Source organism: Leptospira sp. GIMC2001, assembly GCF_028462125.1.
In the GTDB taxonomy this organism is placed as follows: Bacteria; Spirochaetota; Leptospiria; order Leptospirales; family Leptospiraceae.
On record NZ_CP115468.1, the window covers coordinates 2,202,791 to 2,224,500 of the forward strand.

At 35.3% G+C, this 21,710-nt stretch carries 19 protein-coding genes; 14 read left to right on the top strand and 5 right to left on the bottom strand.

Features of this window, described 5'->3' with window-relative positions:
- Positions 1 to 5 precede the first annotated feature (5 nt).
- On the top strand, positions 6 to 806 hold the full coding sequence (locus O4O04_RS11765; protein WP_272531898.1) for an AAA family ATPase: 801 nt from the start codon (positions 6 to 8) through the stop codon (positions 804 to 806).
- Entirely contained in the window at positions 806 to 2,008 is a 1,203-nt protein-coding gene (locus O4O04_RS11770) for a hypothetical protein (protein ID WP_272531899.1), read from the top strand. Before O4O04_RS11765 ends, O4O04_RS11770 begins: the two co-directional genes overlap by 1 nt.
- Before the next feature lie 12 nt (positions 2,009 to 2,020).
- On the opposite strand, the gene O4O04_RS11775 is transcribed toward O4O04_RS11770, so the two are convergent.
- Entirely contained in the window at positions 2,021 to 3,034 is a 1,014-nt protein-coding gene (locus tag O4O04_RS11775; protein WP_272531900.1) for a hypothetical protein, read from the bottom strand.
- Between the two features lie 11 nt (positions 3,035 to 3,045).
- On the opposite strand from O4O04_RS11775, the gene O4O04_RS11780 reads away from it, so the two are divergent.
- On the top strand, positions 3,046 to 4,584 hold the full coding sequence (locus O4O04_RS11780) for a SpoIIE family protein phosphatase (protein ID WP_272531901.1): 1,539 nt from the start codon (positions 3,046 to 3,048) through the stop codon (positions 4,582 to 4,584).
- Positions 4,584 to 6,101 (top strand): tetratricopeptide repeat protein, encoded by a 1,518-nt coding sequence (locus O4O04_RS11785; protein WP_272531902.1) that lies wholly within the window; start codon positions 4,584 to 4,586, stop codon positions 6,099 to 6,101. The genes O4O04_RS11780 and O4O04_RS11785 overlap by 1 nt, the downstream gene beginning before the upstream one ends.
- 18 nt (positions 6,102 to 6,119) lie before the next feature.
- Here O4O04_RS11785 and O4O04_RS11790 read toward each other — a convergent pair whose 3' ends face one another.
- Together O4O04_RS11790 and O4O04_RS11795 are read right to left on the bottom strand one after the other, a co-directional pair.
- Positions 6,120 to 6,443 carry an STAS domain-containing protein gene (locus tag O4O04_RS11790; protein ID WP_272531904.1) on the bottom strand — a complete coding sequence of 108 codons (324 nt, stop codon included), beginning with the start codon at positions 6,441 to 6,443 and terminating at the stop codon, positions 6,120 to 6,122.
- 56 nt (positions 6,444 to 6,499) lie between these two features.
- Positions 6,500 to 6,697, bottom strand: coding sequence for a hypothetical protein (locus tag O4O04_RS11795; protein WP_272531906.1), 198 nt, complete (start codon positions 6,695 to 6,697; stop codon positions 6,500 to 6,502).
- A 103-nt stretch (positions 6,698 to 6,800) separates the two neighbouring features.
- Here O4O04_RS11795 and O4O04_RS11800 point away from each other — a divergent pair, with 103 nt between their 5' ends.
- The 3 genes from O4O04_RS11800 to O4O04_RS11810 are packed head-to-tail and all read left to right on the top strand — an operon-like array spanning position 6,801 to position 9,732.
- A complete protein-coding gene (locus tag O4O04_RS11800; protein ID WP_272531907.1) occupies positions 6,801 to 8,099 on the top strand; it encodes a sensor domain-containing diguanylate cyclase in 1,299 nt (432 codons plus the stop codon).
- A gap of 17 nt (positions 8,100 to 8,116) precedes the next feature.
- Positions 8,117 to 8,947, top strand: coding sequence for an EAL domain-containing protein (locus O4O04_RS11805; protein ID WP_272531908.1), 831 nt, complete (start codon positions 8,117 to 8,119; stop codon positions 8,945 to 8,947).
- Positions 8,948 to 8,955: 8 nt separating this feature from the next.
- Entirely contained in the window at positions 8,956 to 9,732 is a 777-nt protein-coding gene (locus O4O04_RS11810; RefSeq protein ID WP_272531910.1) for a M48 family metallopeptidase, read from the top strand.
- A gap of 120 nt (positions 9,733 to 9,852) precedes the next feature.
- Here O4O04_RS11810 and O4O04_RS11815 read toward each other — a convergent pair whose 3' ends face one another.
- Complete coding sequence (locus O4O04_RS11815; protein WP_272531912.1) at positions 9,853 to 10,446, bottom strand: MORN repeat-containing protein; 594 nt, start codon at positions 10,444 to 10,446, stop codon at positions 9,853 to 9,855.
- A 120-nt stretch (positions 10,447 to 10,566) separates the two neighbouring features.
- Between O4O04_RS11815 and O4O04_RS11820 the strand changes: the two genes are divergently transcribed.
- The 7 genes from O4O04_RS11820 to O4O04_RS11850 all read left to right on the top strand — a co-directional run bounded on the left by O4O04_RS11820 (position 10,567) and on the right by O4O04_RS11850 (position 20,486).
- A complete protein-coding gene (locus O4O04_RS11820; RefSeq protein WP_272531914.1) occupies positions 10,567 to 11,709 on the top strand; it encodes a response regulator in 1,143 nt (380 codons plus the stop codon).
- 160 nt (positions 11,710 to 11,869) lie between these two features.
- Positions 11,870 to 14,842, top strand: a complete 2,973-nt coding sequence (locus O4O04_RS11825; protein WP_272531915.1) for an LPS-assembly protein LptD — start codon at positions 11,870 to 11,872, stop codon at positions 14,840 to 14,842.
- On the top strand, positions 14,842 to 16,248 hold the full coding sequence (locus O4O04_RS11830; protein ID WP_272531916.1) for an undecaprenyl-phosphate glucose phosphotransferase: 1,407 nt from the start codon (positions 14,842 to 14,844) through the stop codon (positions 16,246 to 16,248). The genes O4O04_RS11825 and O4O04_RS11830 overlap by 1 nt, the downstream gene beginning before the upstream one ends.
- An 11-nt stretch (positions 16,249 to 16,259) precedes the next feature.
- On the top strand, positions 16,260 to 16,544 hold the full coding sequence (gene gatC / locus O4O04_RS11835) for an Asp-tRNA(Asn)/Glu-tRNA(Gln) amidotransferase subunit GatC (protein WP_272531917.1): 285 nt from the start codon (positions 16,260 to 16,262) through the stop codon (positions 16,542 to 16,544).
- Positions 16,541 to 18,004, top strand: coding sequence for an Asp-tRNA(Asn)/Glu-tRNA(Gln) amidotransferase subunit GatA (gene gatA / locus O4O04_RS11840; protein ID WP_272531918.1), 1,464 nt, complete (start codon positions 16,541 to 16,543; stop codon positions 18,002 to 18,004). Before gatC ends, gatA begins: the two co-directional genes overlap by 4 nt.
- Positions 18,005 to 18,006: 2 nt before the next feature.
- A complete protein-coding gene (hisF, locus tag O4O04_RS11845) occupies positions 18,007 to 18,774 on the top strand; it encodes an imidazole glycerol phosphate synthase subunit HisF (protein ID WP_272531919.1) in 768 nt (255 codons plus the stop codon).
- Positions 18,771 to 20,486: a sodium:solute symporter family protein gene (locus tag O4O04_RS11850; protein WP_272531920.1), complete on the top strand. Its 1,716-nt coding sequence runs from the start codon at positions 18,771 to 18,773 to the stop codon at positions 20,484 to 20,486. The genes hisF and O4O04_RS11850 overlap by 4 nt, the downstream gene beginning before the upstream one ends.
- Here the strand turns inward: O4O04_RS11850 and O4O04_RS11855 are convergent.
- On the bottom strand, positions 20,466 to 21,623 hold the full coding sequence (locus O4O04_RS11855; RefSeq protein WP_272531921.1) for a lipase family alpha/beta hydrolase: 1,158 nt from the start codon (positions 21,621 to 21,623) through the stop codon (positions 20,466 to 20,468). The genes O4O04_RS11850 and O4O04_RS11855 overlap by 21 nt on opposite strands.
- Between the last annotated feature and the right edge of the window lie 87 nt (positions 21,624 to 21,710).

The window sequence follows — 21,710 nt, forward strand, 5'->3', positions numbered from 1 at the left end:
CTCAAATGACGACATTTAAAACTGAATCCTATGTCCTTTCACCTGCTCTAGAAGAAGCAGTTCAAGTTGCAGAAATTACAAGCAGACCTCTACTTTTACGTGGAGAGCCAGGAACTGGCAAGACTTTACTTGCCGAACATATTGCAACAAAGCAATCTCTACCTCTTTTTAGCTGGAATGTCAAATCGATCTCTCAAGCTAAAGAAGGTCTATATTTCTATGACGCAGTTTCTAGATTAAATGACTCAAGGTTTGCGACCGAAGAAGCTGCCAATCGGGTAAAGGATATAGAAAATTATATTCGAATGGGAGCTTTGGGACAAGCCTTCGAATATGGAAAATGTCTAGTCTTAATTGATGAGATTGACAAAGCAGATATTGAGTTTCCGAACGATTTGTTACTTGAATTGGATCGAATGCAGTTCGATATCACAGAAACTGGCAAAACAATCAAAGCGAAGATACGCCCACTTACAATTATAACTTCAAATAACGAAAAAGAATTACCAGATGCTTTCTTAAGAAGATGTATTTTTCATTATATTGAATTTCCGAGCAAAGAATTTATGTTAACTATTGTTGAATCTCATTTCCCGGACTTGGACAAAAAGTTCATGTCACGAGCACTAGATTTATTTTATCATATTCGAAGCCGGGATGAACTAAAGAAGAAACCAAGCACAAGTGAATTACTTGACTGGATCAAAGTACTTTTACATATGGGTGCTAGTTTGGATGAGGGAACCATTCCATATCCTGGGACATTGCTAAAGAACGAAGAGGATTACAGGATTTTTCATTCTTAATGTTTATCAATTTCTTTTATGCATTGAGAAAAAAGGGAATACCGACTGGAACGGGAGAATTCATTGATTTCTTAACACTTCTCAATTTCAAAACAAAGGAAAATGGGTTCATCGATATTGAAACTTTGTATAGAATAGCAAGACTATGCCTAGTGAAAGATATTAAATATTATGATAGTTATGATATAGTATTTGCTGAAACTTTTGGTAATCTAAATTTTGATTCTCAGAACATTTTGAACTCAATTGAAGAATGGTTAAGAAAAGCAAAAGACTTTCAACTCAGTGAAGAACGAAAGAAAAATGCTCCAAACTACGATGTCGATAGATTACTTGAAGAATTGCACGATAGACTGAGAAGACAGAAGGAACGGCATGATACTGGAGATACTTGGATAGGAACAAGCGGAACTTCTCCGTTTGGAAATAGTGGGTTCAATGAAAATGGAATTCGTATTGGTGGTGAGTCTGGTAACCGAACTGGAATTGCCGTTTGGGCCGAAAGAAAATTTAGACCTTATCGAAATGATGAAATACTTGATGTTCGAAAGATTCAATTAGTTCTTAAGTATATGCGAATTCTTAAAAAAGAAGGTAAATGGGAACTCAATATACATAAAACAATTCAGAGAACTTCCGACAACGGTGGAGACATAGAGATTATTGAAGAAAAAAGTAGAAAAAATAATCTAAAATTGGTACTTATCATGGATATTGGTGGGAGCATGACACCTCACTCTCAGAAAGTCTCTGCTCTATTTTCTGCGGCTCATAAAATTCAACACTTCAAAGAATTTCATACATTCTATTTTCATAATATTTTTAATAAAGAATTATATCAGGATCCTTACCTTAGAAAACCATATTCATTAAAAAGATTCTTCCAAAAATTTCGACCTGATACAAGAATTATTTTTGTTGGTGATGCCTGGATGGCTCCTTACGAATTATTTGCTCCAAGCATCAACCCTTATTCGTTCAGACAATATTCAACCAGCGATCTAACTTCTGATAACGATAAAACTTTGATTGGAATTGATGCACTGAGCGAAATGAAAAGAAAATATGAAAATGCTGTCTGGCTAAATCCTGAACCAGAACGATTGTGGTGGGAGACAACAATTTCTGCCATTGGAGATGTTGTTCCAATGTATTTCATGAGTATAAATGGAATCAAAAAAGCAATCAAATCTTTGATTTAATATTAGTATTTACTAAAAAGAAAAATATAAAGCCCATAAATCGTTCGTTTGACCAACGGCGAATAAATTCTTATCTGGAAATCTTTGTTTCAATTCTGAGGTAAACTGAATGCTTGAAAGATTTTCTCTGTTTCCGTACGAATCGTTCGAATCATACACGATGTCATAAGTGTTATAAATATAACAGATCAATAAAACTCCAGATAGTATATTCATATTTCTAATATGCCCATCAAATTTCGAATTATTAGATAGAGAATTTGTTCCAACCAATTGATTATTGACTGGAATATAAGTAATTTCTCTCTTACTTGATTGCATTGCTTGGTTGTATTCGTAACCAATTCCCAACAAGGAAATCGTAGACATGCCCATAAGTAAAGCGCCTTTAGCTTTAGATTGTCTTTGCCACTGCGAATAACCGGGTAAAAGATACTTTACATACTGCATATTTTCATCGATATGAAAATCAGATTCATATTCAACTAATTGAATTTGATTTTCAGGAATTTTTTTAGTCTCATTTTCCACCTGAAACTGCAAAATCCTATCAGTTGTTTTTAAATATTTACCTATTATAATATCCTTATTTGTAAGAGAAATCCGAAGGATAATTCCACTTCTTATATATCTTGAGAGTTGATCATTTTTCTTATTAATTTGAATTTGAAAATTATCTATTTCGGATATTGGAATTTCCAGAGCTTCCATATATCCAGAACCTTGCGCAATTACCATTTTATTTCTTGATAAAAAATGCAAAATTCCATTGCAATTTTTATCGCTATTATTCTTGAGCTTATAGCAGATGGGAATACCTGAAAAGCCTACATCCATAGATTGAACTTGGTTGGATTGAATTCGAATCAGCTTCTCAAAATTGTCGATGACCAGCCAATTGTCATCTGATTCAATATATTTTCCTTCTATGGTTTTCCCATTTTTTAGCAATATAACATCAGACCAAATATTACTTGATAGGATTGGGATAAAGATGAAGATAAGTCGAAAATGGATCGTTCGCATAGGATAATAAATTGAGCCAAAAAAACAAAAATATTAAAAAAGGTTCATCCCTCAGAATTCAAATAGGTCTACTCTATACAATTCTCGCTTTTGTGAATATCGTTTTTTTTTCTGTCATGATATTTGAGAACCAATCAGACCTTTTGGTACGATCATTTAAGTTTCAATCTGAAAATTTGGCGAATACAGTACAAAATGACCTATCAAATGCACAGATTCGAATTCAAAAAAACACGGAACAGTCTGCTATAATTGATAGATTACGTTTATATGAAATCGATAATTTCCGAATCTACGATAAAAAAGGTACTGAAGTGTATCGATATCCAAACGAAATTAATTATATTCAGAAAATTGAACCAAATGAACTTCAATTAAAAATTCAGTCGGTAGGAATTGGAGATTCAGGATCAATTTTTAAATCGAGATACAATCTAGAACTCAATCAAAATGATTTTTCAGTATCAGCTTTCATTCCATTTATTGATGCAGATAAATCAGAACTCTATCTGGAAACCGATGTAAAACTCTCAGGAATCCAAGAGCGTCTCAATCAAATCTATGTTTTTATGGCTCTTGCGACGAGCTGGGGAATTTTATTTCATGTATTATTCGCGATTTTTGTATATAGAGTCATTTTTAAAAGATTAGAAATTCTCAAATCCACATCCGAGAAAATGGCAGAAGGAGAATTATCATCTAGAGCTGAATGGGAATTCAAAAGATCAGATGAGTTAGATAGCCTCGGACTTTCTTTCAATTCTATGGCAGAGAAAATTGAAGAAACAGTAAATACAGTTACTCGCCTCAATAAAGAAATCAACTTAGAACTAACAATTGGTAAAGAAGTACAAGAACTATTTCTTCCTAAACTCAAAAAATATAAAAAATTTTCTTTAGGATTGCTGTATCGTCCAATGAGAGAAGTAAGTGGCGATATTTACCAATGCTTCCATATAGAAAATAAAGAACTTAATAAAGAAGATTATTGCTTTTTTCTTGCAGATGCATCCGGACACGGTATAAGTGCAGCACTTGTTACGGTAGTAATTGCCATGTTTTTAGAAGCTGTTTTACGAGAAACAAACGACGCTGATAAGACAATCCAAAAATTGAGTGAATTGATGGGATCTCGCCTCCAAGCATCTTTTTTTGCAACAAGTGTATTTCTAAATATTAACAAAGACAATGTATTAACAATTTGTAATGGAGGACACAACTCACCATATATAATTCGTAAAAAAAATTCTGAATTTATACGAATTGAGAGTTCTGGTCCACCATTAGGAATGGCTGAAGATCATAATTATAGTCTAGAGACATTCCAATTAGAACCAGGAGATCGAATATTCTTATATACGGATGGATTAGTTGAGACTCAAGGAAGAGAAGGGAATCAATTTGGCTTGGAAAGAAGTCTAGATTTGATAAGAAAAAACCTTAGCAAATCCAATCAAGAAATAGTCGATATTCTTAATACAGAATTAAATGATTTCGCTCTAGAATTTAAAGATGATGTATCCGTTCTAATAATTGAGATTCCAGAATAATGACCTATTCTCGTTATATTTTATTCTTTGTAGGAATGCTTGGATTTTTTATAATTTCTGCAAGATCTATTACAGGAGCAAAATTATTAGAACTGAGATTGAATATTCAAAAAGATCAAATCATGAACTACGAACTTTCTTCTCATGCGCTGAGATCTAAACTAAGGCAAGTATTTCTTGACAAAGATGATTTTGAAAATGAAATAAAAATTAATATATTAGAAAGTTCTATATTAAATTCAGGTGATCAAAATGTTGAAGTGAATTTGACTTCCTGGGATCTGGCTGGAATTCAATTGGTCAATGGAGTCAGGTTACTGAGCCTAAAAAAACCAGTAAAAATTGTAGATGATCAGAGAAATACATTGATGCTACAGTTTGCTTTCCAACAGGAAAGAATTAGAAAATACCAAGTAGCTCACAATCAATATGATGTATTAGAGAATTCACTAAATTCCGATTCTGAAGAGGCTGCCTTTGTCTATTTACATAATGCATTTTGTATTGCAATGATCGGCAATCATGATTTAGCAATTGCTAAACTAGAGAATGTGATTAGTTCTTTTCCTGGAAGTCACTATTCAAAAAATGCTAAATTATTAATTTCTTTAATTCAAGAATCCAAATCGAAAGCAAAAAAAATCAAATCAGATAAACAAGAACCAAGTATCTATGCCAATAACTTATTTTCAAATGGAAATTACGAAGAGGCTATCAAAGTATTAGATAGCCTTCCAAATCCTACTCCAGATCTATCTTTTATTCGGGCGAGAAGTCAAGAAGAACTAGGCAAGACATCAGATGCAGTAAAAAACTATCTCGTTCTCGCTAATCAGAAATCCAATCGGGATATAGCTGTAAAAGCTAACAGAAGACTTATGCTAATCGGAAATTTCTATCAGACAAATACAGAATTGGTTGAAGTAGCTTCTCGAAACGCTATAAATCTAAATGACACACAAGCTCTAAAGAAAGTAGAAATCGGGAAAAAATTAACTCAGGAATCAAAAATTATTAAAATACTGAGTGATCCCAATGCAAATTTAGAAATCGATGCAGAGACTCTAAAAGAATTAAAATTAGAAGTCGAGGCAACTACCAATGAAATGCAAAAAGAAAAAGAAGAACTAAAAACCGTAATTCAAACCTCAAAAAAGGAAGAAGTCTCAGTTGAGATTCAAATCCCAACCGACCTTAAAATAAAAATTACTTTAAAAGATGGGCGAGTCATTTACGCAAATTCTATCAATCAATCACAGGATTTTTTAAATATTGAAACAAATAATTTCCCGATTCGAACACCAATTCGAAATCTAAAACAGATTCAATCTAGTCGAGGAAATTCAGTTCAATCAGAAAATTATTTAGTTTTGACCGATATTTCTGGAGTAAGAAAACAGATTACGGAAATCACAAATAAAGAGGATGCTCTTCAGCTAATTTCTAAAAAATCAGATGAGATGATTAAGGCAGAATTGAACCATTCGAAAATCAAATCAATTAGTCTAGTCAGGTAATTTGAAAATTATAGGAATTTAAGGTAGATCTTTATCCGAACTAAAAATTGTAAAAAATTTATCTAAAGATGAAAGCTTCAAAATGACCAAAACATCAGGATTCACATTTAAAAGATAAAAATTGCCTTCTTCGGTTTTCATTCTTTTTTGTAGATTGGCGAGTAAAGCTATTCCTGAAGAATCCAACAGCTTAATATTGATCATATCAAAAACAAGGGAATCAATTCCATCGTCGACTAGCTTGTGAATCTCTTTCTTAATAGCTGGTGCAGAATAAATGTCTAATGCCCCTTCGAATCTAATAACAGTGTGATTTTTGATTTTATTGACTGTAAAGCTCATAGAATTTCTTTCCTCCATTTCATATATTCGGAAAATATTGTAAAGAAATTATTAAACTAGTTTGCTTTGGAAAATTTGGTTTGGAGCTTTTTTAGAAGTTCGGTGACGGCTTGGTTGTAGCCATCATAGCCTCCCTTGTCATACTGATTCAAATTCTTATAATCAAGTTCGCTCATTTCCAGTAACATTTTGTTCAGTTCTGTCTCGAAAAAATCCTTTCTAATGTATATCCGATCAAATGTCTTGGGGTGCATGGACTATCATTCTCAACAATACTTATGAGAATCAAGAAATTTTTATTATCTTAGTTGAATATCTATTACCTAATGTTATACTAGCCTACGGAAACGATGTAAAATGAATATCCTAATCTTGGATGAAAGCTCGAAAAATGCTGAGAGAATTAAAACTGGTCTGATAGATGCAAATTTGGTTTTTAAGCTTGAAATTGGAATAAATTGGGAATCAGCAATCGAACTTTTACAAACGCAAGTTTGGAGTTCAATCGTCTGCAATGAGAATTTTGCTCAAAAACCATGGAAAGATCTTTTATTATATATCCGAAAGATTTTTCCATCTACCAATCTTACTTTTATTGTTGAAAAAGATTTCAAAAATAGCTTAGAAATACTTAAAGCTGGTGCAGATGACATTTTGTATCTAGATGATCTGGAACGATTCTCATATATTTTAAAAAGAGAAATCTATTCTCAGAAGGAAGCCGAAAGAAAGGGATTACTCCTAACTCAATTGGAGAACTCATTTAGAGAAATTCAATTTCAAAAGTTCTCACTCGATCAAGCGGCAATAGTTTCAATATCTGATAAAGACGGAAATCTATCCTATGTTAATGATAAATTCTGTAAAATATCGGGATATAAAAGAGAAGAGGTCACAGGCAAATCCCATAGAATTTTAGATGCTAATTCCCATGATTCAATTTTTTGGGATAATTTCTACTCAACGATTTCAAACGGAAAAGTATGGAATGGTGAGATAAAAAACAAAAAAAAAGATGGTTCTTATTACTGGGTTGATATGACTTTAGTTCCATTTATAGATGCATCAAACAAAGCATATAAATATGTAGCAATTCAATTCGATATTACAAACAGAATTCTTGCTGAAGAACAATTAACCCGAGATGCATTCTATGATCCGTTGACTGAATTGCCTAATAGAGCATTATTTCTAACCAAGATTGAACAACAGATATTCAATCGTAACATCAATCGAAATATAAAAATTGCTATTGTCATTATCAATCTAGATCGGTTCAAGAGAATCAATAACTCTATGGGTTTTTATGCAGGTGATCTACTAATCAATCGACTTAAAGAAATATTCGTTAGTTTAGAAACCAATATCTTGATATCAACCGCAAGATTAGGAGGAGATAGCTTTGGTTTTCTTCTTAGTGGAACGGAATTAGACAAAATCCTTGTTCAACAATTTATTGATCAGATTAAAACCATCCTTGAGCGCCCAATTCAAATTTTGGATAAAGAAATTTTTGTTACCTTTTCTTCTGGTGTGGCTTTTCTTGGAGAAGGTGGAAGTGACGGAGAAGAACTTGCAAAGAATGCAGAAATTGCAATGTTTCAAAGCAAAGAAACTTCTAAATCAGATTTAGTTTTTTTCATACAAGTATGTTAGAAGACATACAAAAAAAAATGGTAACGTACAACCATTTAAAAAGAGACATCAACGACAATAGGATCCTTACGTATTTTCAACCTATAGTAAACTTGCGGACAATGGAATTACTGGGTTGGGAGGCACTCGTTCGATGGAACCATCCTGAGCGGGGAATTCTTTCTCCTTACTTTTTTTTAGAAGAGGCGGAAGAATCTGGACTAATCAATCGAATTTCCGAAATTGTAACTGCTCAAAGTTTTGATTTTTACAGAACTTGGGTAACAAGTGATTCGAATAATCCTGACTTTTTTCTAAGCCTCAATCTTTCCTCTTCTCAGTTTCAAAATCAAAATATTGCAGAAGCGTTTGAAGCTATGGCTGCTTCATACAATATTCCGAATAATCGAATCCATCTAGAAATAACGGAAACGGTGGCGATGGTCAATTCACAAGAAACGATACAGCATTTGTACAACTTACGAGAAAAGGATTTTCATATTTCTATGGATGATTTTGGAACTGGATATTCATCTCTTGCATATCTAAAAGAATTCCCAATGAATACAATCAAGATCGATAAATCCTTTGTTGATAACATCCAAAGTCAAGAAAGAGACCTTGCACTTTTGGATACAATACTCATTCTCGCGAGTTCGCTTGAATTATCAGTAATTGCCGAAGGCATAGAATCTAAGGATCAGTTTGAACTGCTCCGAGCAAGAAATTGTTATGCCGGTCAGGGGTATTATTTTTCCAAACCTATATCCAGAGAAAAGGCTCTGGATTTCATGAAGGAAAATTTAAGTTCTGATAAAAAAATCATTGTCAGCATCAACGAGTCGATTCCAAGCTTAGATGACAAATAGGAGTCAGTATGAGATTCAATTTTCTAGTTATTTTACTTGCTTTGCTCATTTTAGAATGTTCAACAACACCGCTCGGTAGACGACAACTTATTTTAAATGATGATTCTACCCTAAATGAAATGGGAGAAAAAGCCTTCAATGAAATGAAGACTACAATACCCATAGAAAAAAGCCCAGCTATCAACAACTATGTAAAATGCATTTCTTATGCATCGATCAAAGAGGCAACTGACACAACTGGTGTGCAAACATGGGAAATCGTTGTATTTAGAGATTCTGCCGTGAATGCTTTCGCTCTACCAGGCGGAAAGATTGGAGTATACACTGGCATACTTCAAGTAGCAAATTCCGCAGATAAACTTGCAGCTGTAATTGGTCATGAAATAGCTCATGTTATAGCTAGACACGGCAATGAGCGTGTTTCACAATCTATGGTTGCAAGTGGAGGCATGGCAGTGCTTCAAGGTTTCGGAGGAGAGGCCGCTGCAGGCATCCTGGGAGCTGGCGCACAATACGGAGTTATTCTACCTTTCTCTAGAAAGCATGAGAGTGAAGCTGATGTGATTGGTCTTGAGATCATGTCGAAAGCTGGATTTGATCCGCAAGCCAGTGTTTCTCTTTGGCAAGGGATGGCAGCTTTAGGTGGGGATAAACCTCATGAATTAATGTCTACACATCCATCAGATGACACAAGAATCAAAGAATTGCAGGACAATATGCCAGCAGCTCTCGCAAACTACTCAGCTGCAAAAAGCCAAGGTAAGACTCCGAACTGTAAAATCTGATCGAAAGGTATCTGTATAAATAAGATTTTCTTAATATAAAAAAAGGCGCACTCTCCAAGGAGTTAGCGCCTGTTTCATTATTTCTGCTTTAGCAAAAACAGATTGGTTTAACAATAACCTCTATTCACAACTAAGTTTTCTTGCATCCACTTTGCAATTTCTTGTTTTTCCATTGTCCACTAATGTTCCAGTTCCAGTACTACCATTACCAGAAAAATTTCCAGTGAGGACTTTACCGTCTTTGAAGGTATAAACACCTGGTCCAGTAATTTCACCATTTTTAAATTCACCTGCGAATTTATCTCCGTTGCTGAAATTATAAATACCCTTACCATTTCTTGCATCTTTTGAATAGGTTCCGCGAAAAGACTCATTTCCAGAATATTCAAATCCACCTTCACCTTCACGCATATCATCTTTAAAATTTCCAGTATAGGTGTCTCCATTTTCATAGACGTATACCCCAAAACCATTTACACAATCCCCTTTGATGCAACCTTTTTTATTGGAAGAAGTTTTATTGGATGGTCCCGATGTTTTTTCGTCTGGGTCTTCTGCATCCATTTCACCAACACTTCTATCCTTCTCCATAGAATCTTTAGCTTCATTATCTTCAACACTAGGTCTTCCATCTTGTGTATCCTGACTTGCACAAAAGCTAAGTCCGAAACCAAGGATAAGAATAAAAACAAATTTAAAAACTTTTAGAATCATGAAATGAATCCCCCAAGGTAAAATTTTCCTTTCATTAGAAAAAACGTCAAACGAAAATGCAATAAGATTGGATAGTATTTTGAATTATATTACTATTGGCTTTTCGGGATATTAATTCGAATGGAAAATGAAGACACGATCGAAGGATCAAAGAAAATTCTTGTTGTTGAAGACGAGACAATCATAGCAATCAATATATGTAATGCACTCCAGCAGTTTGGTTACAAAACCGAATATGCAATCTCCGGAGAAAAAGCTCTTCAGTCTATTCCCGATTTTCAACCAGATCTAATCTTAATGGATATTATGCTAGGAAGTGGTATGGATGGAATAGAGACTGCCGAAAAAATCCATCAAGATTCTGACACACCGATTATTTACCTAACTGCTTATTCGGATCAAAATACACTCAAAAGGGCAAAAATCACTGATCCTTTTGGATATATTATCAAACCATTTCATAGTCGAGAACTTTATATCTCAATTGAAATGGCAATATACAAAACTCAATCCTTAAGAGCTTTTAGAGATATGCAAGATCGACTATTTGAATCCCAAAAGATGGAGTCGTTAGGAATACTTTCAAGTGCGATTGCTCATGAAATCAATAATCCCCTTATGAGTATTATGAATTTTTCTTTACTTGGAGAATCTAAAGCGAAAGCAAGTTCCAATCATGATTTAGAACATTTTTTTGAAACGATCAAAAACGAATCAGATAAAATTTCACTCGTTGTCAAGAATTTGGTGAATTATGCTAGAGAGGATAAGGATTATTTTCTTACAACTTCTTTTGTAGATTTGGTTGTAGAAGCAAAATCTTTATTTCGTCAATTGTTACTTCGAGATGGAATCGAAATTGTCTGTAATTTCGAGGACAACGTTCCCGACATTTACTGCAAAGTCCAGAAAATCAAGCAAGTTCTCATCAATCTGATAAGTTTCTCCAGAATTTCTGCCTTACAAAGCGAAAATCAAGACAACAAATTTATCAATATCACAATACGAAAAATACAAAAAAGAAATGAAGACTATATTGAATTTGTGATTCGGAATTCTGGAACAGGACTTCCCATTAAGGAAGAAAAAGATAAGAAAAAATCCTCCCCTCTGTATGAAAATAGCTATTCACTGAGCAACTTAGGATTCTACTTAAGCGAAGGAATTATCAAGGAACATGGAGGTATAATCAATAGTTCACCACCCGGAGAGGAATCAAAAATCCTAATTGAACTGCCAGTTCAACAGAAAAAAATGGCGTAGAGAGAAGGGCGGATCAACTTCATCAGACAATAGAAAAATTCAAGCGATTCATTAGCTTTGAGTAATTAAAATACAGGATTCAAAAAAACAATAACCATTTGCTTTTTTTCTATAATGAAAAATCTTCGACTATGTCCACTAGAATAATCAAATCCTAAATGTGCAACTCAAGTCTCTATTCATAATACTATTCATTATACCAAGTTTGCTTTACTCGCAAACTTCTGGAGGATTCGATTTTCCTTTTTCTTTTGGAAATGAGGAAGAAAAAAATCCTCTCGAAGAAAAACGTAAAGTCACAGCCTCAGGTCTCAAATCTAAATTAGCAGAAAACTCCGTAGATAGTTTAAGCGAAAGAGAAGTGGATTCTTTCTTAAGTGATTTAGGTTCATCAACCAAGGGTTCGATCTATTCCAAAAGGCAAAGATTAAAGTCAATTCTTAGTTTAGATAAACCTATAGAGCCTTTTTCATTGGGCAATCTTCCAAAAGCTCCTAAATCGCCAGACCGTTTGCAGATCGAAAGTGCAGCAGAAGGTGAAATGCTTTCTGTTGACCAGACAAAGTCTGGTGTGATGGTTTTGCGTGGCCAGGTAAGAATTAAAATTGGAGCGGGAACACTTTCAGCCGAAACAGTTTCCATAGATTCTGAAAGACAAGAGGTTTATGCCGAAGGTGGAATAGAATACAATGATGGTCCAGTGCGAGTCCGAGGTGAAAAATTTATTTATGATTTTAAATTAGCTAAAGGAGTTATCTACGATACGAAGGCTAGCGTATATCCGATCTATTTCATTGGCGAAAAAATGAAGAAACTAGACGAGAAAAGATATATCTTGGAAATGGGATACTTTACCGCTTGCAACGCTGAACTTCCGCACTACTCATTCAAAGCAGAAAAGATTATCATTCACGAAGATAAAACCGTTGTCGCCTATAGTATGTTTTATCAAGTCGGTGGTACTTCATTATTTTGGATTCCAATGGGTTATAACTCAAGCAGTGGGAATGGATGGATGACTCAGATTGGTAAGAACAATACGCAAGGTTGGTTTTTTCAATCAGCCTATCAATGGTCAGATGCATATCCTGATAGTGCAGTTCTTCCTCATGGTTATAAATTTCGATTCGACTATTATGAGAAGACTGGTCAAGCAACTCATATAGAAATGTGGAAAGTAACTCCCTGGTTAAACTATAATATTGATTTAGGATATGCGAATCATCGAAAATACGAAATTACTCCTGCATATGAAGATCGATTTAGAAACGGAGGCATTGGTAATGTTGCGATCACGAATCAAGTCGATCGAGGTGAAAGATATCCCGATCTTGGTTTAGGGATTCGTGATGTCGGTGTAAAATATGAACCTTGGTGGAAAGCAAATATCAATTTGAATGCCAAGCAAAATGATACTCTAAAGGATGGAACAAGAAATATTCAATTGAGGTACGAGAACCAAAATCAACTATCTTTTGACTATGAATATGGAAACAGGTACCAACCTTCAAATTCTATTCAATCATTATATACTCAAAGAGATCAAAGATTTGGATTAATTCGAAATATTTTAAATTGGAATTTTGATTACACAGAAACAAGAGGCGACCTTGCAGTCTCAATCGGTGCAAGCAGAACTTTGATCTATCAGATTCAAGCTCAAGGATTCTATCCACTGGCGGATTCAGCTCCCGTCATTCGAATAGCAAATTCTTCTCAGATTGGTAAAACTCCTTATTTTGAGTCACCAATATACTGGAACATAAACTTTCAAAATTCATCGATGAGATTTTACAATCCTCCAGTTCAGAAGCAACTTCCCTTTCCTTCGCCTATAACAGGTTCGTCGGTCGATCCCTTTGGTAAATACCAAGAATTTGTGTTGAGAACCCAAACCTTAACATTAGGGGAAACGGGATTTACCACAAGCATGCCTTTAAATGAATATATTTCTTACACTCCAAGCATCTATGGCGGTGCAAGATCTCATTCTGTGGATTTTCCAGGTTCAGGGCAAGCAATCAACAGTCCAGAGAATCCAAGCAATCTTGCGCAGAGAGAAATTTTGGCTCAGGATACCTATCAATACTTTCGTCACAATCACGAATTGAGAATGGGAGTCCCAGCTCTATTTCTAACCACCAATTATAGAAAAATAGATTTAGAGAAGCCACAACAGACCAATCCAGTTTTCGGTAAAAGTAGACTCAATGAGGTTGAGGTTGCTCTAGAATCTTATGCACTTGATGATTGGGAAGTGTCAGTCAGATCGATTCGAGATTTTAGAAAGTATTCCAATGACTACGACCCAGCTCCAACTAACTCGGAGAGATGGTATTTCACAATATTTAGGATTTCTGGTTACGTTGATTTCTTAGATGGATTCAATACCAAAAGACCTACGCTTCTTGAGCGCCAAAGAAGTTTCTATTCAGGAGTATTCATAAATAATGATTTTGTTTACCATTCACCACTCAATCGACCTTTGAGCAATAATCTAACTCTTTCCTACAAAATGGGGGGGTTCTCCATTCCATTTATCAAGAATTTTCGCTCATTCGAAGCTGGTGGAACTTGGTATCATGTGTATGGCAAAAACTTTTTGGACAATTATAGATTTTTCATGAAGACTGATCTAAAAGTCACACGTACGATTGCTATCGATTTTGAATTGGACTCTAGAGTTACTGAGCCATGGAGGCTTACTGGACTCAATGCAGTCGACTATTATAATTACAATACAACGCCAGAAATATACGGATACCAAACTGGTACAAATTACGAAAGAACAAATCTGGGAAGGGATATAGCTCAAGGCACAGGAGCTGCAGGTTCCAATCAAAGACAGAAAACTATTTTCAATATCAATAGATTTATGACCACATTCAAAATGAATCTTCACAATTGGGAATTCCGCATTGGATATAGTATGAACTTGAGAGCTTTTCCAGGTGGTTTTGCCGGAGATAGTCAATTAACATTTTATGATCAATCCGTTTTCTTCTCAGCTGGTATATCAAGTTTCAGTTTTGGACAAGCAGAAGGAACAGAAGCTACTCGAGCGCGGGTATACAGATTTCGTAAACAACCACTAGATGTCGTTGAAAAATTACAATCTGGAGATTTGAGATAATGCTAAAAGAAAGAAGCCAAACTTTCAAATTGGTTTTTATATTTTTAGATCTTGGACTATCAATTCTGAGTTTTGCCTTAGCTTTTTATATTCGCTACCGACTAGAACCTGACCCGACAATCTTTTTATTAAGTATTGATTATTTCAGCTATATTCTGTTAGGAATCACATTAGGCTTAACACAGGTTCTAGCGTTTCTATCTATTGATCTCTATCATCCAAGACGTGGATTGAGTTTCTTTGATGAAGCTTTTGCTATTCTTTCTGGTATCTTTGTCAATTTGATGTTTATCCTCGCGATCCTATTTTTCATTCGAGGTGAAAGTTTCTCTAGATTGATTATCGCATACTATTCAATATTTGCTCCTATTGCAATTGCCATAGCTCATTATTTCCTGAGAAAGTTTCTTCATCACTTGCGAAGCAGAGGATATAACCTAAGATCTGTTATCATTTTGGGGACGGGAAAAGGAGCTCAAGCATTCCGAGACTCGATACAAAGACATTCCATATATGGATATATAGTTACAGGATTTCTTACTGGAAGTAAAAAGTTGTTCAAAAAAGGACATACTGAGACTATACTTGGAAGTTGGAAAGATCTCGAAAAAATTATAATAAAGACCAAACCCGATCTCGTGGTTTATTCATTCTCGCATGAAGAAGGATCTTACCTCAAAGAAACGATTGATATTTGCGATTATTATGGTATTGATCTAAAGGTAATTCCCAGTTACGAAGAGTTTATCACGGCACGTGGAAGAGTTGAAGTGATGGAAGGAATTCCAATCATCACAATCAGAAATATCCCAATTCGTTTAGGTTATAATCAAGTCATAAAGCGGATTTTCGATATTAGCTTTTCATTTTTGTTCATTTTATTCTTTTCTCCTTTTTATCTATTGATGGCGGCTTTAATAAAAATCACAAGCCCAGGCCCAATTTTTTATAAACAAGAGCGCGTGGGCTTAGACAATAAAAAATTTCAAATGCTGAAATTCAGGACTATGGAAGTTCAAGAGAAGAAAGACTCTGATACAAAATGGACAGTTGAAAATGATCCTAGAGTCACCAAAATTGGCGCTATTCTTAGAAAATTGTCCTTGGATGAAACACCTCAATTTATTAACGTACTTATAGGCAATATGTCCGTTGTCGGACCTAGACCGGAACGTCCATATTTTGTGGATCAATTCCAGATAAAGCATAGACATTATATGCGTCGCCATGCAGTGAAAGCAGGTATTACTGGATGGGCACAGATTCAGGGATTAAGAGGTAATACTTCTATTGAACAACGGATTGAAGCAGATATTTATTATATAGAAAACTGGAGTTTATACTTCGATTTGAAGATTATTTTGCTAACACCTTTAAAAGGACTGTACAGCAAGAACGCATACTAAAGGAAAAACACATGGATATAGATACTTTGAATAGAATTGCTGGCTTAGCCAGATTAAAAGTTGACCAGGCTGAAGCAGATCAATTTCTTTCAGACTTTAACAAAGTTTTAGAATATGTAGATCAAGTCAAAGCCATGGATACAACTCCCATAGCAGATGATGAAATATATTTCAATCATAAGAATTTTACAAGACCAGATAAAGTTGATAATAATCTATCAAGAGAAGCATTATCACAAATTGCGCCGGAATATGAGAATGGCTATATAGTTGTACCAAGGGTTATAGAAACATGATTGATGTAGTAGGATTAAAATTTGCGAATATTCGAAATGGATTAAATGAAAATAAATTTACTTCTGAAGAACTCGTCACAGCTTATATCAACCGTATCGAAACTTTTGAGCCGAAAATTGGTTCGATCCTCGAATTCAATAAAGAATATATACTTAGTCAAGCGAAAGCATCGGACGAAAGAAGAAAAGCAAAGAAGGAACTTTCGAAATGGGACGGAATTCCAATTGGAATTAAGAATAATATTTGTATTAAAGATGTTAGAACAACTTGTGCATCCAAAATTTTAGAAAATTTCATATCTCCATATGACGCAACAGCAATAGAAAAACTCAAATCTAAAGGATTTGTTTTGATACCTGGTCTGAATATGGATGAGTTTGCAATGGGCTCCTCTACAGAAAACTCGGCTTACAAGATTACCAAAAATCCTTTTGATACGAGCCGAATCCCTGGAGGATCAAGTGGTGGATCAGCTGCTGGAGTTGCAGCTTCCTTTTTTCCAGTAGCCTTAGGATCTGATACAGGCGGATCGATAAGGCAGCCTGCCGCCTTATGCGGAGTAGTCGGTCTCAAACCAACTTACGGTCGTGTATCCCGATATGGGCTTGTAGCATATGCATCATCTTTGGATCAAATTGGTCCAATCTCTAATGATGTAGAAGGGGCATCCGATGTTCTAGAAGTAATTTCTGGATTGGATTCCAGGGATAGTACATCATCCTCTGAACCGCATTCAGAATTTTCTTCTGATCCTCTTAATCTATCTGGACTCAAGATTGGAATTATGATGGATGAAGGTTCTAGTTGGGAGCCTGATATCAAAAATAAATTTCACCAAATAATTGAAATTTTAAAAAAGCAAGGTTCAATTGTTAAAGAACTGGATTTTTCATTGTTTGCCAATTCAATCCCTATCTATTATATTATTGCGACTGCCGAATGTTCTTCCAACTTATCTAGGTTTGACGGAATAAAATTTGGACACCGAGCAAAAGATGTAAGTAAACTGGAAGACCTTTATGTTGAATCGAGATCACAAGGATTTGGGGCGGAAGTCAAACGTAGAATTCTTCTCGGTACATTTTCTCTTTCATCTGGATACTATGATGCCTATTATGGAAAAGCTCAAAAATCAAGAATCTTAATTCAGAAAAAATATGATGAATTCTTTGAATCTGTTGATGTAATATTGCAGCCAACTTCTCCAACAACAGCTTTTAAAATTGGTGAAAAAACCAAAGATCCGGTTCAGATGTACAAAGCAGATATTCTCACGACATCCGTAAATCTTGCCGGTCTTCCAGGAATTAGTATCCCAGCTGGATTAGATGCGAAAGGACTTCCTATTGGTTTACAGATTACGGGTAAAAAATTTGCTGAAAATCAAATACTAGCACTCGCCAAATCTTTAAGTTCAATAAAAGAAATGGAGATCGCTCTTCCTAAGGAAATAAATTAAAATTGGATGAACTAACGAAAAGAGTTATTCCCTGTCTTGATATAAAAAATGGACGAGTCGTTAAAGGAATCAACTTTGTTAATCTTGTTGATGCTGGTGATCCAGTTTCCAGTGCAATCGCCTACGAAGAAAATCTAGCCGATGAATTGTGTTTTCTTGATATCACCGCATCATCAGATAAACGTGATATTCTAATTCACTTAGTCGAAGAAATTGCCTCTAGAATTTTCATTCCATTCACAGTTGGAGGAGGTATCCGCACTCTTGAAGACGTCAAAGGAGTTCTCCAACGCGGTGCAGATAAAGTCTCAATCAATACTGCTGCCTTCCAGAGACCAGAGCTATTGACAGAAAGCTCCGAAATATTTGGTTCTCAATGTATCGTTTGCGCGATAGACTGCCGATTCCAGAAAGAACGCAATCGCTATGAAATTTTTCTAAATGGTGGAAGAACAGAAACCGGAAGAGAAGCACTGGATTGGGTACAAGAAGCGGAGAAAAGAGGAGCCGGCGAAATACTACTTACATCCATGGATCGTGATGGAACCAAAGATGGTTTTGATATACCTCTATTGAAATTGATATCTGAAAACACGGAAATCCCTATTATCGCATCTGGCGGTGCAGGTAATCCTGAGCATATGTCGGAGGCAATCTTACGAGGTGGAGCAGATGCTGTACTTGCAGCATCAATTTTCCATTTCGGTGAATATTCCATTCGTGAAACCAAAATAGCCATGCAAGAGATGGGTATAAAAGTCAGATTATGATCCACTTATCGAGTTGGGATTGGATCACTCTAGCTTGCTTCTTAATACTAACACTCATTATCGCATTTGTATTTTCTAAAAAAAACAAAAACTTAAAATCCTACTATCAAGCAGAAGGTAAACTACCCTGGTTTATTGCGGGAACGGCTATGGTGGCCACTACTTTTGCCGCCGATACCCCACTTGCAGTAACAGAAATCATTGCAAAAGATGGAATTTCGGGCAACTGGGCTTGGTGGTATATGTCTCTCGGTGCAGTCTCAACTGTATTTATTTTTGCGCCACTTTGGAAGAGATCCAATGTACTTACGGATTTAGAATTTCTGAATTTGCGCTATGGTGGATTAGGAGCATCTATTTTACGAGGAGCCAAAGCATTTTATCTCGGAGGATTGATGAATATTCTAATACTTGCATGGGTTAACCTTGCAATGTACAAAATACTCCAATCTTTTCTTAGCACTGAAGTTGCAACATGGTCACTAGTTGGGCTTTTTCTTTTTGGATATATCTACACAAGTCTTCTCGGACTTAGGGGAATTTCTTATATTGATGTCTTCCAATTTTTCTTTGCAATGGCAGGGTGCATTTTTCTTGCATATTTTTCTCTTCAACTTCCAGAAGTCGGTGGATTGAATGGACTGGCATCAAAAATTTCTCCAGAAAAACTAAGCTTTTTTCCGAATGTATCGGAGTTTCCTTCTTTTTTTATACTCCTAACTTTGCTTTGGTGGACTAGTTGGTATCCGGGGTCTGAGCCTGGAGGTGGCGGCTACATTGCCCAAAGAATTATTGCAGCTAAGGACGAAGAGTCTGCAACCAAAGCTACACTGTGGTTTTTATTTGCGCATTATTTCATTCGACCCTGGCCTTGGATAATCATTGCTCTTTGTAGCTTAATTCTATTTCCCAATTTATCAGAGGATGATAAAGGAAAAGGTTTTATTTATATGATAGAGCCTGCATTAGCTGGAGGAGGGAAAGGTATCATAATAAGCACTTTTATTGCAGCTTATCTCTCCACAATTGCAACGCATTTAAACTGGGGTGCATCTTACATAGTCACTGATCTCACAAAACCATTCCTGATAAAGAATCGAAATGATGAATTTTACTTGGCTATTTCTTATTTGATTCAAGCGATAACAGGAATTATAGCATTGTATATTTGTTTTTTCTGGATGAATCGCGTAAGTTCTGCATGGTTTTTTCTCATCGAAGCTTCATCTGGTATCGGATTCGCATTGGTTTTCCGATGGTTTTGGTGGAGAATATCCGCATGGTCTGAGCTCGCTGGATTTATCTTGGCTCCGTTAATTTTCCTAATTGTCAAATTTGCGTTTGATCTTGAATTTCCATACTCAGCTGCGGCAACTGCTATCGGAACAATTGGATCCGTATTGTTGATAACTATATTTTATCCAAATCTAGAAAAAGAAAATTTATTACTATTTTATAATATAGCTAAGCCATTTGGAATTGGATGGAGATCATGGGCAAGGGAACATAAGCTTCCAATCTACTACTGGAATTGGCAACCCGTCATTTTAGGTTCCGTTTCATCACTCACTATGATTTTTGTTGGTTTGGATGGTCTAGGAAAATTATTCTTTGAAAGTCCGGACAAAATAATCCTGCCAGCAATTGTATTCTTTATAGCAGGATGGATTCTTTTTTATTCATTAAAAAATCTATTTGCTGATAAAAAATGAGTTCTCAGCTTTTTGCATCACCGATTCAAAAAAATCCCGACCAATAGATTCCGTAATTGTCAAAAAAGAAATCATAGAATGATCTGTATTTATTACTTCAATTTTCTCGCGACCATTTCCTCCTAAACTTGCACTATTTACAGGTACGATTCCATCATTGATTGCAAAACCTGAATCTTTACTTTTCAGGAGACTACATCCACTTCGATAAATCACTAGATCTGCAGATTGACAAGAAACTAAATTTCCGTAGTAGGTTATCGTCTTAGTGTCTAAGCTAGAATTCTTAGCAGATAGTAAATCCAAATATACATTATTCCCATTCGATATCGAAGGCTGTCCAGAAAAGGAATTGGTATGCGCAAGATCTTTCCCGCCGTCTGTGTTTGTATAAAATGAAATTACATCGGGAAGAATAGGAACATCCGATTGGAATCCAGGAACTGCAAAAGGCGATCCATAGTAGGGGGTTCCCAGTGAGATAACTCCATCGATATAGGTTTGATCATTCTCATTTAACATAGCTTGTCTTGCAACTAATCCACCCATCGAATGAGCTATAATAATAATATTATCGCTTGGTTGAAAATTTTGTGATATGACTGTCTGCAATCTTCTACCATTATCAAAAATTCGATTGGATGTTCTGTAGGTAAAAAAATACATATTCGTTCGATTCTTCCAATTATTTGAAGAACTTTCATAGAATTTAATAGCTTGCGCCCACGTATCTTTTATCTGAGATACTTTGTATCCAAAATCCGAAGGCGGGTCAGAATTTCGCTCTTTAAAATTCCAACCATGTATGAATATTAGAACATTCTTTTTTTCGATATCTATTGTCTGTGGGAACCGAAATTTCAAAACATCCGATCTAAGATCATCAACGTCTGGAGTAGGATTTGGTTCGTAATAAAATAAATCGTAATTGGAATCCTCCCTGCCAGCCAATAGAAAAAGCAAGAAGTCAACTTGCGGATCTGAGGGAGAAGGTTTTGATATCAATCGATTTATATCACAACCAATCAATGCAAAAAAATAGAATGCGGACAGAAAGAATAACAGAATAAGTTGCCTATTTCTGCTAGAAATTGCAGTTCTATACTTTCCTTTCAATATTATCGAAATTGGCTTCATTATGAGTTCAACATTCCAAACTTATAATTTGGATTCCAACAATCGGAAATTCAGGCGGCGAGTTCCAATTGAAGGAATTGAGATTAA

Coding starts and splice junctions, on each gene's coding strand:
- O4O04_RS11765 (WP_272531898.1), top strand. CDS start 6: ATGACGACATTTAAAACTGAATCCTATGTCCTTTCACCTGCTCTAGAA.
- O4O04_RS11770 (WP_272531899.1), top strand. CDS start 806: ATGTTTATCAATTTCTTTTATGCATTGAGAAAAAAGGGAATACCGACT.
- O4O04_RS11775 (WP_272531900.1), bottom strand. CDS start 3,034: ATGCGAACGATCCATTTTCGACTTATCTTCATCTTTATCCCAATCCTA.
- O4O04_RS11785 (WP_272531902.1), top strand. CDS start 4,584: ATGACCTATTCTCGTTATATTTTATTCTTTGTAGGAATGCTTGGATTT.
- O4O04_RS11790 (WP_272531904.1), bottom strand. CDS start 6,443: ATGAGCTTTACAGTCAATAAAATCAAAAATCACACTGTTATTAGATTC.
- O4O04_RS11795 (WP_272531906.1), bottom strand. CDS start 6,697: ATGCACCCCAAGACATTTGATCGGATATACATTAGAAAGGATTTTTTC.
- O4O04_RS11800 (WP_272531907.1), top strand. CDS start 6,801: ATGAATATCCTAATCTTGGATGAAAGCTCGAAAAATGCTGAGAGAATT.
- O4O04_RS11805 (WP_272531908.1), top strand. CDS start 8,117: ATGGTAACGTACAACCATTTAAAAAGAGACATCAACGACAATAGGATC.
- O4O04_RS11810 (WP_272531910.1), top strand. CDS start 8,956: ATGAGATTCAATTTTCTAGTTATTTTACTTGCTTTGCTCATTTTAGAA.
- O4O04_RS11815 (WP_272531912.1), bottom strand. CDS start 10,446: ATGATTCTAAAAGTTTTTAAATTTGTTTTTATTCTTATCCTTGGTTTC.
- O4O04_RS11820 (WP_272531914.1), top strand. CDS start 10,567: ATGGAAAATGAAGACACGATCGAAGGATCAAAGAAAATTCTTGTTGTT.
- O4O04_RS11830 (WP_272531916.1), top strand. CDS start 14,842: ATGCTAAAAGAAAGAAGCCAAACTTTCAAATTGGTTTTTATATTTTTA.
- gatC (WP_272531917.1), top strand. CDS start 16,260: ATGGATATAGATACTTTGAATAGAATTGCTGGCTTAGCCAGATTAAAA.
- gatA (WP_272531918.1), top strand. CDS start 16,541: ATGATTGATGTAGTAGGATTAAAATTTGCGAATATTCGAAATGGATTA.
- O4O04_RS11850 (WP_272531920.1), top strand. CDS start 18,771: ATGATCCACTTATCGAGTTGGGATTGGATCACTCTAGCTTGCTTCTTA.
- O4O04_RS11855 (WP_272531921.1), bottom strand. CDS start 21,623: ATGAAGCCAATTTCGATAATATTGAAAGGAAAGTATAGAACTGCAATT.